Below are 13,003 nucleotides of genomic sequence, written 5' to 3' on the forward strand. Positions count from 1 at the left end.
GTCCTATGGGGCAAAGTATATTAATTAATTTTATTAAAGAACATAAAATTTCATATTTTATTGGAATAATATTTGTGCTAGTTACATCTTACATTCAAACTCTTTTTCCCAAAGTGCTTGGAAATACAATAGATATTTTAAAAGAAAATGATTTTAAACCAAGTTTTGTATATGTAAACATTGGTTATATGATATTTATTGCATTAGGTACCTTTGTAAGTACTTATATATGGAGAAATCTTATTATTGGAAATGGAAGGAAGATGGAATCTTTTCTTAGGGAAAAGCTTTTTGAACATTTTCAAAAGTTATCGCCTGAATTTTATAATAGAAGGAAAACAGGGGATTTAATTGCTTATGCTATAAATGATATAAATGCTGTTAGAATGACATTTGGACCTGCAACTGCAATGTTAGTTAATGGAATTGTAATATGTGTTATATCTATTTATTCCATGGCACAATCTATAAACTGGGAAATTACTCTTTTATCATTAATACCAATACCTTTTATTGTATTTATAATGTTTAAGATTGGTAAGATTGTAAGAAGACGCTTTATTAAGGTTCAAGAAAATTTTGCGTCAATTTCTGATAGAGTACAAGAAAACATAAATGGTATTAGAGTCATTAAAGCTTATGTACAGGAAGATGAAGAATGTACAAAATTTGAGGAATTAAATGAAAGAATGTCAAAATCAAATTTAGATATGGTACGGATATCATCTTATTTATCTCCAGTGATTGAAATATGTTTTACTATAAGTTTTGTTTTAAATCTCATTGTTGGTGGGAAAATGGTATTAAAAGGTGAAATTTCCCTAGGAGATTTTATTGCTTTTAATGGATATCTTACTATGATAATGACGCCTATAATTTCAATAGGACGTATTATTACAATATTTCAAAGAGGTATGGCATCTTTAAATAGATTAAATGAAATATTTGATACTGAAGTTGAAATAAAAGCGAAAGAAAATTCTGTGAAAACTTTTCTTAAAGGAGATATACAAATAAAGAATCTAACTTTTTTATATCCAGGTTCAAAAGAAATAATTTTAGATGATATAAATTTAAGTATTTCCAAAGGACATACTTTAGGCATTATAGGAAAAACAGGTTCGGGTAAAAGTACCTTAGTTAATTTATTATTAAGAATGTATAATGTTCAAAATGGAATGATATTTTTTGATGGAATAGATATAAATGATTATAATCCTAAAACATTAAGAGATAACTTTGGATTTGTACCACAGGATAATTTTTTATTTAAAGCGTCAATATCAGATAATATAAAGTTTTTTAAAAAAATATATTCTGATGAAGAAGTTATGGAAGCTGCTAAAAATAGTTGTATATATGAAAGTATTATGGATTTCTCAGAGGATTTTAAGACAATTCTTGGGGAGAGAGGAGTTAATATTTCTGGTGGACAAAAGCAGAGGATTTCAATTGCAAGAGCTTTAATTAAAAATCCGGAAATACTTATATTAGATGATTCACTTTCAGCAGTAGATACGATTACTGAAGCACAAATTTTAAAGAATATTAAAAGAACAAGAAAAGATAAAACTTCAATAATAGTAGCTCATAGAATATCACAAGTTTTAGAGGCTGATGAAATTATAGTAATGGATAAGGGGAAGATATCTGAAAGGGGTAATCATTTAGAATTAATTGAGAAGGGAGGGTTATATTATGACATCTACAAATCTCAATTCAATGGAGACGAAAATGGAGTCAAAGGTGAAATCTCCTAAAACTATAAGAAGGTTATTAAAGTTAATGTTGCCATATAAGAAAGCAGTTATTCTTGCATGTTTATGTGTAATTATAGTAAATGCAGCTCAATTAATAAAACCATACATATTAAAATTAGTAATTGATGATTTCTTAACTAAACATATTGTAGAAGATGGATTATATTCAATTACCAATATGGGAATATTATATTTTGTAGTAGTTGTTTTAAGTGGAATTTTCTCAATTACTCAAGTAATGCTAATAAATAAAGTAGGACAAGATATAATGAAACTCCTAAGAAGTAGAGTATTTAAAACAGTACAGCTATTACCTCTTTGGTATTTAGATAAAACTTCATCTGGAAGTTTAATAACGAGAGCAACAAATGATGTTGAAGCCTTAAGTGAAATGTATACGGATGTTTTAATAAGTCTTTTTAAAGATGTATTTTTAATAATTGGAATAGTTTATACTATGCTAATAATAAATGTAAAACTTGCTTTAATTTCATTTTGTGTAATTCCTTTTATGTTTGGAGTAGTATTTATTTTAAAAACAAAAATAAAAAGAAATTTTACTAAGATGAAAAGTTTAATTGGTAAAATAAATGGATTTATGGCTGAAAATATATCAGGAATGAAGATAGTACAAATATTTCATGGGGAAAAAGAAAAGAAGGAAGAATTTTGTGAGCTAAATAATGAATATTTTAAAGCTACATTATTTCAAGTTTGGATGAATAGCTTTTTAAAACCTGCTGCAGATGTCTTTCAAAGTTTAGCAGTAGCTATATTAATTTGGTATGGTATGGGTAAAATATCGGATCAAAGCTTAAGTGTGGGAATATTATATGCATTTACAACATACATAAAGCAATTTTTTAATCCTATATCTGATTTAGCAGATAATTATACAACTATTCAATCTGCGTTAGTATCAGCTGATAGGATATTTGAGCTATTAGATGAGGAAGAAAATCTAGAGGACTTAGACTTAGGTATTGGAGCAAGTTATTTCCAAGGAAATATAGAATTTAAAAATGTATGGTTTTCTTATAATAATGAAGAGTGGATTTTAAGGAATGTAAGTTTTAAGATAAATAAAGGACAAACAGCTGCTTTTGTTGGAGAAACAGGGGCGGGAAAGACAACTATAATTAGCCTTATTAGTGGATTTTATAAGGTACAGAAAGGCGAAATTTTAATTGATGGAATAAATATTAATGAATTTAAGAAAAGAGATCTAAGAAAGAATATAGCAGTGGTGCTTCAAGAAGTATTTTTGTTTTCGGGAACCATTGAAAAAAATATAACATTGAATGATAGCATCGGAAAAGCTGAAATAGAAAGAGCTTTAGAGATTTCTTATGGAAAAGAAGTAGTAAAAGGTTTAGCCAAAGGAATTAATGAGCCAGTTATGGAAAGAGGAAGTACTCTTTCACTCGGACAAAAACAATTATTATCTTTTGCTAGAGCAATAGCTCATGATCCTTCGATTTTTGTATTAGATGAAGCTACTTCCAATATTGATACTCAAACTGAAAAGTTGATTCAAAAGGCTATTGATAACATTACAAAAGAAAAAACAACATTGATAATCGCTCATAGACTTTCAACAATTAGAAATGCAGATGTAATAATAGTGCTTAAACATGGTGAAGTTTTAGAAATAGGAAATCATGATTCTCTTATGGAATTGGGAGGATATTATAGAGACTTAATTGTAAAGAAGTAAAACAATTAATATTAATAGAACGGATTGTGATAATTTAATTAGTTTTGCTAGCACCAAGTCTTCAAACACGCATTTTGGGCGCATATTCTGAAGAAAACCATATTAGAATATAAGAATAAAAGTGAAAGAGAGATATTATAATGAATATTACTAATGAAGTGAAAAATACATTTAATAATCCTTTTATTGCATTAAAGCATAAAAATTTCAGATATTATTGGATAGGTATGTGCATTTCCTTAATAGGAACTTGGATGCAGAACATAGCTCAACCATGGCTGGCATATACATTAACAAATTCACCATTTTTATTAAGTTTAATTGGCATTGTACAATTTACACCAATGTTGATATTTGCTTTGTTTGCAGGTGTTTTTGTGGACAAGTTTTCGAAAAAGAAAATTTTGTTATTTACTCAATCAGCTTCACTTGTAATTACACTAATACTTGCAATATTAGTATGGACAGGAAAGATACAATATTGGCACATTTTAATTATGTCAACAGCTCTTGGAATAGTTAATACCATTGATATGCCAGCACGTCAGTCAATGGTTATAGAGCTTGTTGGAAAAGAAGATTTAATGAATGGAATTGCTTTAAATTCTATGGTTTTTAATTTGGCTAGAATTATAGGACCTGCGCTTGCTGGAATAGTAATGGGATATGCGGGAATTGCAGTTTGTTTCTTTGCAAATGCAATAAGTTTTGGAGCAGTTGTGATAAGTTTGTTTTTTGTTAAGTTAAAGCCAATAGAAAGAAAAACAAAAAATAATACGAATGTATTAGAGGAAATAAAGGATGGAATAAAATATATATATCATAAGAAGATTCTTTTATATACTTTATTAGTGATGGCGATAGTAGGCACTTTTGTTCCTAATTTTAATATTCTTGTACCTGTATTTACAAAGGAAATATTAAAACAAAATGAAGCAGGCTTTGGTATCTTAATGTCGTTTATGGGTTTTGGTTCATTTTTGGGCGCAATGTTTATAGCTACCTTAAGTAAATCTGGGCCTAAAAAGTTTGTTATTTATATTGTACCGCTAATTGTAGGGGCTTTATTAATTATTACTGGCTACACTAATATTTATTTATTAACTGGAATATCTCTTGCAATCACTGGCTTCTTTTTTATTATGTTTACTTCGAGTGCAAATTCAACTTTGCAGATTAATTCAAACAATGAATACCGTGGAAGAGTTATGAGTGTATATACCTTGGTTTTTGCTGGGTCTACACCTTTTGGAAATCTTTATGCTGGATTGTTTGCAGAACATTTTAATGCAAGAATAGGATTTGCAGCTTGTGGTGGAATAATTATTTTGCTTATGATTCCTTTATTGATATATAAAAGATATAAAAGTAATATTTAATAAGTTAAATTAAACTTCTAGTAATATTGATTCTAATATCAATACTATTGTTTAACATAGTCTTAATTTTATATAAAGAGCTATCTACATAAAGGAAGCTTTCGATATTACATAAATGTATTATTGAGAGTTTTTTTAGCATTATTATTTCTTTTTTATATATCGTTTAGTATATTAATTATACTTCAAATTGTTATTTTTATAATTAGAAATTCCAATACTAGTAAAAAATAATAAATAAGGACAAATTGAAAAATGAATTTGTCGAATCTATATACATATGTATAAAAATAGTATAATATTTTAGAGTAAATATTAAATATTAGAGAATATAGGAGAGAAAAACTTATGTCAGAAAAAAACGATAAAAAGATTCTTTGGTACAGTTTAGCATTTATGGCGTTCTCAACAGTTTGGGGTTTTGGTAACGTTATTAATGGTTTTTCTGAATATAATGGCCTTAAGGCAATTATATCTTGGATTATAATTTTTGCTATTTATTTCGTACCTTATGCATTAATGGTTGGTGAACTAGGTTCAGCATTTAAGGAGCATGGAGGAGGAGTTAGTTCATGGATTAATGAAACTATAGGTCCTAAAATTGCTTACTATGCTGGATGGACATACTGGGTAGTTCATATGCCTTATATTTCACAAAAACCATCAGGTTTTATGATTGCAACAAGTTGGGCTATTTTTCAAGATAAAAGAATTAGTAGTATGGATCCTAAAATACTACAATTATTTTGTTTAGTAATTTTCATAATTGGACTTTACATAGCATCAAAAGGATTAAATCCATTAAAGAAATTAGCAACACTTGCTGGAACATCTATGTTTGTTATGTCTATATTGTTTATTATTTTAATGATAGCGGCACCAGCAATTACAGATGCAAAATTAATATCTATAGATTGGTCTTTAAAAACTTTTATGCCAACATTTGATATGAAATTTTTCACTAGTTTATCTATTTTAGTTTTTGCAGTTGGAGGATGTGAAAAAATTTCACCATATGTTAATCAAATGAAGGATCCAGCAAAAGGTTTTTCAAAGGGTATGATTACATTAGCAATTATGGTAGGTATATGTGCTATATTAGGTACTATTTCACTTGGGATGATGTTTGATTCCAATAATGTTCCTAAAGATTTAATGACTAATGGAGCATATTATGCTTTCCAAAAGTTAGGCGAATATTATCATTTGGGAAATTTATTTGTAGTTATATACGCGATTACAAATATGATTGGACAATTTGCTGTATTAATTATATCAATTGATGCACCTTTACGTATGTTACTAGATAGTGCAGATAAAAACTTTATACCTGAAAAAATGTTTGTAAAAAATAAGTTTGGAGCATATATTAATGGTCATAAACTTATATTAATAATAGTTTCAATATTAATAATTGTACCAGCCTTTGGTATTAAAGATGTAGATGCATTAGTTAAGTGGTTAGTAAAATTAAATGCAGTATGTATGCCTCTTCGTTATTTATGGGTATTTGCTGCATATATTGCGCTTAAAAAAGCAGGAGAAAAGTTTAAATCTGAATATCATTTTATAAAAAATAAAACAATTGGAATTATATTTGGTGCATGGTGTTTTGCATTTACTGCATTTGCATGTATTGGAGGTATGTATTCAACAGATACTTTCCAATTAGCGCTTAATATTATTACTCCGTTTGTATTAATAGGATTAGGTTTAATAATGCCTTATTTTGCAAAGAAGAATAATATTCAATAATTTATAATTTACAAAATATTAAAGGGATTTTGGCAATGGACATGTTTCAAAGCTAAAATCCCTTTAAATTTTTAAGACAGAAAAATTATGTTTTATTTATAATGTTGTTTATTTAGGCACAATCAAAAAAATAACAAGTCCATCTGTCAGACTATTTTCTACTATGCGGTGTCGGTAAAATGCCATAATAGGCACGCTATGATGTCATTGGAAAGTATTATAGTTACACTTTATGGTTCGCAAAAATCTATCTTAATTAAAACACTTAAAGAATTAGAAGATCTTAAGGATTTAGGTTTGTCTAGATATATATGGGAGTTGAAAGTGGCGATGATGAAGTTTTAAATGAGATAAATAAAGGTGTAAATATTGAAGACTTTTAATTAAAAACTTAAAATGGTATAATCATAAGCAAGAATAAATGTGTGATGAAATAATATTTTAGAATAATTAAAGAGGTGTTATTATGGAAAGAAAACTTTGTTTATCGTCAACAGATAAAAAGCTAGCAGGTGTATGTGGTGGATTTGCTAAATATTTTGGACTAGATCCTACTTTAGTCAGAATTGGTTATGTAGCTTTGGTTCTTTTCGGAGGCACAGGAATACTTTTATACATAATTTGTGCATTAGTGATGCCCAATGAAGAAATGTATTAATGAACTAAAAATGAGCTTGATTAAGTTAAGCTTATTTTTAATTGCATGTTATTACTAAACAATGAAATAATTCACATAACAGTGGGTACAATAAATAAAATAAGCAGTACCTAAAAAGGAGGAACAAATGGAAAAGATAAATGATTTGATAAGCAAAAGCCCAATTCATTTAACAACAAATACTATAATATTAATAGCAGTAGCTATTTTCGCTTTTTATTTTGTATTAAAAGCAATAGAGGGGATAGTAAAAATAATTGCAATTATAGGTGTTTGCTATTTTGTGCTAATGTCCGTTCAAAGTACAAACCTTGTTAACATACCTGTAGTAAAAGAAACTTACACTGCAATAGAGAAAATAATTCCTTCAAAAGAATTGTGGACAGAAACAATTGATAAGGCTGATAAAATCAATAAAGCAGTTAATGATTTAAAATAAAGAAAAATGGAAATTAATATAAGTATAGATACCAACAGTGGAAATCATACTTGTGCGTATACTCGCCGAAATAAGGGTACCTATATGTAAATATTAAGAGATCCTAAATAAAAATAATATTTAGAGGAGTGATAAATATGAAGGCATCAACTCATAGAATAGCTATTCCTTCAATTCTAGAAGTAGGAAAAGGAAATATTAATAATATAGGAAATTTAATTAAAAAAGCTATGTTTCAAAAGGTATCAATATACTTTGGAGAAGGTATTGAGGAGTTATTTGGAGATTCTATAAGTCACTCCTTAAAAGACGCCAATATTGAGATTGCAAAGATAGAAACTATTACAGATATAAACTTTGAAAAAATTAGTATAAAAGCTTTTGAAATATCAAATGATGTGGAGGCTTTAATTGGAGTTGGCGGTGGAAAAGCAATAGATGGAGTAAAGTATATGAGCTTTTTAAAAAAGCTACCATTTATTAGTATTCCAACTTCAACATCTAATGATGGATTTTCAAGTCCTGGAGCATCTCTTTTAGTAGATGGAAAACGTATGTCTCTTCCAGCTAAAACTCCTTACGGTATAATTATAGACATTGATGTAATTAAAGGAGCTCCTGAGAAATTTATATTTTCAGGAATTGGAGACTTAGTATCAAATATCACAGCTCTTTATGATTGGAAATTTGAAGAAGAGAATGGGAAGACAATTATTGATGACTTTGCAACTATGATTTCTAAAAAAGCAGTAAATAGTTTTGTAAGAACAGAATTTAAAACTATTAAAGATGATTTGTTTCTAAAGGAGCTAGTAGATTCACTAACTTTAAATGGTATTTCAATGGAAATAGCTGGGAATAGTTCACCAGCCTCAGGATCTGAACATTTAATTTCGCATGCTTTAGATAAGTTTCTTGAGGTTCCACAACTTCACGGTATACAAGTTGGAATTTCAACCTATATTATGTCTAAGGCACAAAATCACAGATTTGAAAGAATATCAAAAATTTTAAAAGAAACAGGCTTTTTTGATTATGTTAAAACTTTAAAAATGAGAAAAGAAGATTTTAAGAAAGCTATAGATATGGCGCCTTCAATAAAACCTAACAGATACACCTATATTCATGTTGAAGAAAATAGGATACTTGCTAAAAAGTTTATTGATGAAGATGAGATTTTAAATTCTATATTAATATAAGCTACTATGAAGGGATTGATTTATGAATTAACCCCTTTTCTTTGTTTATTAGTAGTGCATTGATTTGATTCAAAATAGAGTATTTAAATATTAGGAGTTTCATAAGTATAATGACAATATATTGTAATGAGACTTAATTATGTTATAATTAAGCTTAATACATATTTGTAAAAGAATATAATGGAGTGTATCAAAATGCTTAATTTACTACCAACTCAAATAAATATTGTTTTATCAATTTTATTAATTATTTTACTTGGACATGCTTATTTTAATATGAATAGAAAAACAACAACTAATAGACTATTTATGTGGATTATGGGATTAACTTGCATTACTTCGATATTAGAGATATTTAGTGTCCTATTAAATAATCCAAATTTGAAGCAATTTATGGTATTACACAATCTAGTTAATATAATTGGATTTATAGTAACGCCTATTATTCCGTATTTAGCATATATATTTATTAAAGAATGGGTTAATAGGTATCAGGAAGAGAAAATAGAAACAAATTATATACTTCTACTTCCACTACTTATTAATGGGATAGCAACACTGACAAGCAATAATGAAAGTGGACTTTTTTATATAACTAGTAATAACACATATGAAAGAGGTGCGTTATTTTTTATTTTACCTTGTGTCAGCTATATATATTTTGTATATAATTTATATTTTATGTATAAGCACCGTAAAAAGTTTACTTTTTCGGAATGCGTTATGTTTAGTTCGTATTATATTCTACCTGCCGTATTTACTGTTATCCAGTTAAAAAATTATGTTTATTTGACAATTTGGAATAGTGCAGCAATAATTACGGTTATTACTTATATTTTTATATTAAATGATCAAGCTTATAGGGATGGCATGACAGGTCTTGGAAATCGTTTAGCCTACGAACAATATGCTCAAAATATAAATCATAGAAAGCAAAAAGAACTTTCGATAATTTATATAGATATAGATGAATTTAAGAATATTAATGACCAATATGGACATTCAGAGGGGGATGAAGCAATTAAGACATTTGCTAATTTACTTAGTAAGAGTTTTACATTAAGGCAAAAAAAACTAATACGCTTAGGCGGAGATGAGTTCGTAATTTTATTAGAAGAGAACCAGAAAGAAAAGGTTGTGTCTTACATACAAAATTTAACTCAAAATGTTGAGACATATAATAATAGAGGAGAAAAATCATATAGATTTAAATTTAGTTATGGCCTGGTAGGTTATATAAATGCTAATGAAAGCATTTATCAACTTTTAGAACGTGCAGATCAATTGATGTATGAGCAAAAGAAAAGTAGAAAGAGTGAGTTATATGGCTAGTTACAAATGAAGTAACTAGTCTTTTTAAATTTATACATTATAGGATTTACAAAATATGATATAATAAGGATTATTTATATAAAACTAGGCACAAGAGTTTATTACAGTGAACTTAATATTTTGTGAGAGGATGTATATATTGATTATAGTAATATTAATTGGGTTATTTGGATCATACATTTTAATACAAACAGCTATTGACAGATCAATCAATACAAAAATTCTAAAAGAAAATTATAAGACTTTAGTTGAGATAAGAGACTTACTTAAAGAGCAAAATAAATAAGAAAATATATTCAAGGGGACGATATGATGGAAAACTCAGAAAGTATAATATCAATTAAGGATTTAACAATGAGCTATGGCAGTAAGAATGTTCTTAATGGAATAAATTTGGAAATTCCTAGGGGGCAGATAATAGGATATATAGGGACTAACGGTGCGGGTAAAAGCACAACTATAAAAATAATGCTTGGGATAATAGAAGGTTATGAGGGTAAAGTAGAAATATTAGGACAAGATATAAGCAATGGAAGTATAGAATATAAAAAGAAAATAGGTTATGTACCAGAACTTGCAGATATATATGATAACTTAACTGCTTATGAGTATATAAGCTTTTTAGGTGAAATATATGAATTAGATCAGACAAAGCTTATTGACAGAGCAAAAAGGTTAATGGGCTTATTTGGAATTGAAGGAGTTATAGATTCAAGAATATCTTCATATTCAAAAGGTATGAAGCAAAAGCTACTTATAATATGTAGTTTAATTCATAATCCAGATATATTATTTTTTGATGAGCCTTTAAGCGGACTAGATGCTAATAGTGTAATGGTCTTTAAAGAAGTTATGCATGCTCTTGCAAAATCAGGAAAAACTATATTTTATTCTTCACATATAATGGATGTTGTTGAGAAGGTAAGTGATAGAATATTACTTTTAAATGAGGGCCAAATAGTTGCAGATGGAAGTTTTGAGGAGCTTAAGAATAATCAGAGAGAAGGATCACTAGAAGAAATATTTAATGAGCTAACAGGCTTTAATGAACATGCAGACATTGCTAAAGAATTTGTTTCTTTGGTTGAAGAGGTGTGATTTTATGAAGGATTTCACTGTATTAAAGATATTAGATAAATTTCAATCATTATATAAAAAATTAGGCGTTAACTATAAGACTATGAGAATGATTTTACAGATAAAACTAACTATGGATGGTCGTAGAGTAATTACTGCCATGGCAAATAATAAAAAGATAGATGAAAGCACTGACAAAAATAGCTATCTACGATTATTGATGATTAATGCATTTATGAGCATTTTTATTGGATTAATAATGATGAGTGGTATGCCAGCTATGAAAGCTACAAATATTGTAATAGGTATAAATTTATTTATGATGGTATCACTTATGATATCTGACTTTTCAGCAGTATTGTTAGATGTAAAGGAGAAAAATATATTATTACCTAAACCTATAGATAGTAAGACATTTAATGCAGCAAAAACTACGCATATATGTATATATTTAATGGGCATATCATTATCATTAAATTTCATTCCGTTAATTATTGGTTCAGTGAATTATGGAGTTCTATTTTTTGTGATATTTATCGTAGAAAATATACTTGAAGTATTAATAGTTATAGCAGTAACAGCGTTATTATATACTGTAGTTTTAAAGTATTTTGATGGAGAAAAACTAAAGGATATAATAAACTATTTTCAAATATTTTTAGCATTTGTATTTTCATTTGGATATCAAATGGTTGGTAGAGTTTTTAATATTAGAAGTATGAATAGTGAATATGTGCCTGAAATTTGGCATGCGTTACTTCCATCCATGTGGTTTGCAGCGCCATTTGGTATAGTAATAGATAATAATAAACAACATTTTCTAATATTTTTAGTTGTACTTGCAATAATAGGACCAATTATATTAATGACGATTTATATTAAAAGCGTAGTACCGTATTTTGAAAAGAATCTTCAAAAATTAAATGATAATGGGGGAGCCATAAGTCGGGGAAGTGAAAAAAGAAAAGAATTTATAGCAGCATTAGTCTGCACGGACAACATTGAAAAAAGTATGTTTAAATTCACTCAAAATATGATAGCTACAGAGAGAACCTTGAAACTTAAGGTATATCCATCCCTTGCAATGGCTATCTTTATGCCAGTTATATTTATATTTATAGATAGAGAAGAATCATTTATGGATAATATTCAAACAGGTTATGGTGGGAAAATTCATTTATTAATGTATATAAGTATATTGCTACTATGTTTTTGCACAGCGTATATAAACAATAGTGATAGTTATAAGGGAGCATTTATATACAAGGTGTTACCAATAGAAAATCCAGGAGCAATATTAAAAGGGGCAGTAAAAGGAACTATATTTAAGCTAATAATACCAGTTTATATGTTAGAGGCAGTGGTGTTCTTAATATTAAAAGGACCATCAATAATTATGGATTTAATTGCAATGTTTTTAGTTCTTTTAATATCATCATTAGTGTATTTTAAAATATCAAATAAGGCAATGCCATTTAGTGTAAAGTTTGCTATTGCAGATAGTGGTAAGCTTATAGGACCAGGTATAATAACAATGTTGCTACTTGTGGCATTGGCTATAGTTCATATAGTAATTAGAAATAATATGATATTTGTTGGAATTTATGCATTAGTGCTTTTAATAGTTAATCTGATTCTTTGGAAAATTAGCTTTAAGGTAAATTGGAAAGACATAAAAATGTGAAAA

General features: G+C 27.9%; 12 protein-coding genes. All 12 read left to right on the forward strand.

Annotation, left to right across the window (positions count from 1 at the left end):
• The first annotated feature begins 5 nt into the window (after positions 1–5).
• The 12 genes from psyc5s11_RS07905 (at position 6) to psyc5s11_RS07960 (ending at position 13,000) form a co-directional block, all read left to right on the forward strand.
• On the forward strand, positions 6–1,760 hold the full coding sequence (locus tag psyc5s11_RS07905) for an ABC transporter ATP-binding protein (RefSeq protein ID WP_224037064.1): 1,755 nt from the start codon (positions 6–8) through the stop codon (positions 1,758–1,760).
• Positions 1,699–3,477 (forward strand): ABC transporter ATP-binding protein, encoded by a 1,779-nt coding sequence (locus psyc5s11_RS07910; protein WP_224037065.1) that lies wholly within the window; start codon positions 1,699–1,701, stop codon positions 3,475–3,477. Before psyc5s11_RS07905 ends, psyc5s11_RS07910 begins: the two co-directional genes overlap by 62 nt.
• Before the next feature lie 140 nt (positions 3,478–3,617).
• Positions 3,618–4,856 carry an MFS transporter gene (locus tag psyc5s11_RS07915; RefSeq protein ID WP_224037066.1) on the forward strand — a complete coding sequence of 413 codons (1,239 nt, stop codon included), beginning with the start codon at positions 3,618–3,620 and terminating at the stop codon, positions 4,854–4,856.
• Between the two features lie 348 nt (positions 4,857–5,204).
• A complete protein-coding gene (locus psyc5s11_RS07920; RefSeq protein ID WP_224037067.1) occupies positions 5,205–6,611 on the forward strand; it encodes an APC family permease in 1,407 nt (468 codons plus the stop codon).
• 198 nt (positions 6,612–6,809) lie between these two features.
• Entirely contained in the window at positions 6,810–6,956 is a 147-nt protein-coding gene (locus tag psyc5s11_RS07925) for a hypothetical protein (RefSeq protein ID WP_224037068.1), read from the forward strand.
• Between the two features lie 121 nt (positions 6,957–7,077).
• Positions 7,078–7,269 carry a PspC domain-containing protein gene (locus psyc5s11_RS07930; RefSeq protein WP_224037069.1) on the forward strand — a complete coding sequence of 64 codons (192 nt, stop codon included), beginning with the start codon at positions 7,078–7,080 and terminating at the stop codon, positions 7,267–7,269.
• Between the two features lie 127 nt (positions 7,270–7,396).
• Positions 7,397–7,708, forward strand: a complete 312-nt coding sequence (locus tag psyc5s11_RS07935) for a hypothetical protein (protein WP_224037070.1) — start codon at positions 7,397–7,399, stop codon at positions 7,706–7,708.
• Positions 7,709–7,845: 137 nt separating this feature from the next.
• Complete coding sequence (locus psyc5s11_RS07940) at positions 7,846–8,907, forward strand: iron-containing alcohol dehydrogenase family protein (protein WP_224037071.1); 1,062 nt, start codon at positions 7,846–7,848, stop codon at positions 8,905–8,907.
• A 195-nt stretch (positions 8,908–9,102) separates the two neighbouring features.
• On the forward strand, positions 9,103–10,239 hold the full coding sequence (locus psyc5s11_RS07945) for a GGDEF domain-containing protein (RefSeq protein ID WP_224037072.1): 1,137 nt from the start codon (positions 9,103–9,105) through the stop codon (positions 10,237–10,239).
• Between the two features lie 139 nt (positions 10,240–10,378).
• Positions 10,379–10,525 carry a hypothetical protein gene (locus psyc5s11_RS07950; protein ID WP_224038284.1) on the forward strand — a complete coding sequence of 49 codons (147 nt, stop codon included), beginning with the start codon at positions 10,379–10,381 and terminating at the stop codon, positions 10,523–10,525.
• Between the two features lie 26 nt (positions 10,526–10,551).
• Positions 10,552–11,337: an ABC transporter ATP-binding protein gene (locus psyc5s11_RS07955; protein WP_375541992.1), complete on the forward strand. Its 786-nt coding sequence runs from the start codon at positions 10,552–10,554 to the stop codon at positions 11,335–11,337.
• A 4-nt stretch (positions 11,338–11,341) separates the two neighbouring features.
• Complete coding sequence (locus psyc5s11_RS07960) at positions 11,342–13,000, forward strand: hypothetical protein (protein WP_224037074.1); 1,659 nt, start codon at positions 11,342–11,344, stop codon at positions 12,998–13,000.
• The last annotated feature ends 3 nt before the right edge of the window (positions 13,001–13,003 follow it).

It is taken from the genome of Clostridium gelidum, from assembly GCF_019977655.1.
Lineage (GTDB): Bacteria > Bacillota > Clostridia > Clostridiales > Clostridiaceae > Clostridium > Clostridium gelidum.

Excerpts from the sequence above, each read along its gene's own strand:
- psyc5s11_RS07935 (WP_224037070.1), top strand. The coding sequence starts at position 7,397 with ATGGAAAAGATAAATGATTTGATAAGCAAAAGCCCAATTCATTTAACA.
- psyc5s11_RS07940 (WP_224037071.1), top strand. The coding sequence starts at position 7,846 with ATGAAGGCATCAACTCATAGAATAGCTATTCCTTCAATTCTAGAAGTA.
- psyc5s11_RS07915 (WP_224037066.1), top strand. The coding sequence starts at position 3,618 with ATGAATATTACTAATGAAGTGAAAAATACATTTAATAATCCTTTTATT.
- psyc5s11_RS07960 (WP_224037074.1), top strand. The coding sequence starts at position 11,342 with ATGAAGGATTTCACTGTATTAAAGATATTAGATAAATTTCAATCATTA.
- psyc5s11_RS07920 (WP_224037067.1), top strand. The coding sequence starts at position 5,205 with ATGTCAGAAAAAAACGATAAAAAGATTCTTTGGTACAGTTTAGCATTT.
- psyc5s11_RS07910 (WP_224037065.1), top strand. The coding sequence starts at position 1,699 with ATGACATCTACAAATCTCAATTCAATGGAGACGAAAATGGAGTCAAAG.
- psyc5s11_RS07930 (WP_224037069.1), top strand. The coding sequence starts at position 7,078 with ATGGAAAGAAAACTTTGTTTATCGTCAACAGATAAAAAGCTAGCAGGT.
- psyc5s11_RS07925 (WP_224037068.1), top strand. The coding sequence starts at position 6,810 with ATGATGTCATTGGAAAGTATTATAGTTACACTTTATGGTTCGCAAAAA.
- psyc5s11_RS07955 (WP_375541992.1), top strand. The coding sequence starts at position 10,552 with ATGGAAAACTCAGAAAGTATAATATCAATTAAGGATTTAACAATGAGC.
- psyc5s11_RS07945 (WP_224037072.1), top strand. The coding sequence starts at position 9,103 with ATGCTTAATTTACTACCAACTCAAATAAATATTGTTTTATCAATTTTA.
- psyc5s11_RS07905 (WP_224037064.1), top strand. The coding sequence starts at position 6 with ATGGGGCAAAGTATATTAATTAATTTTATTAAAGAACATAAAATTTCA.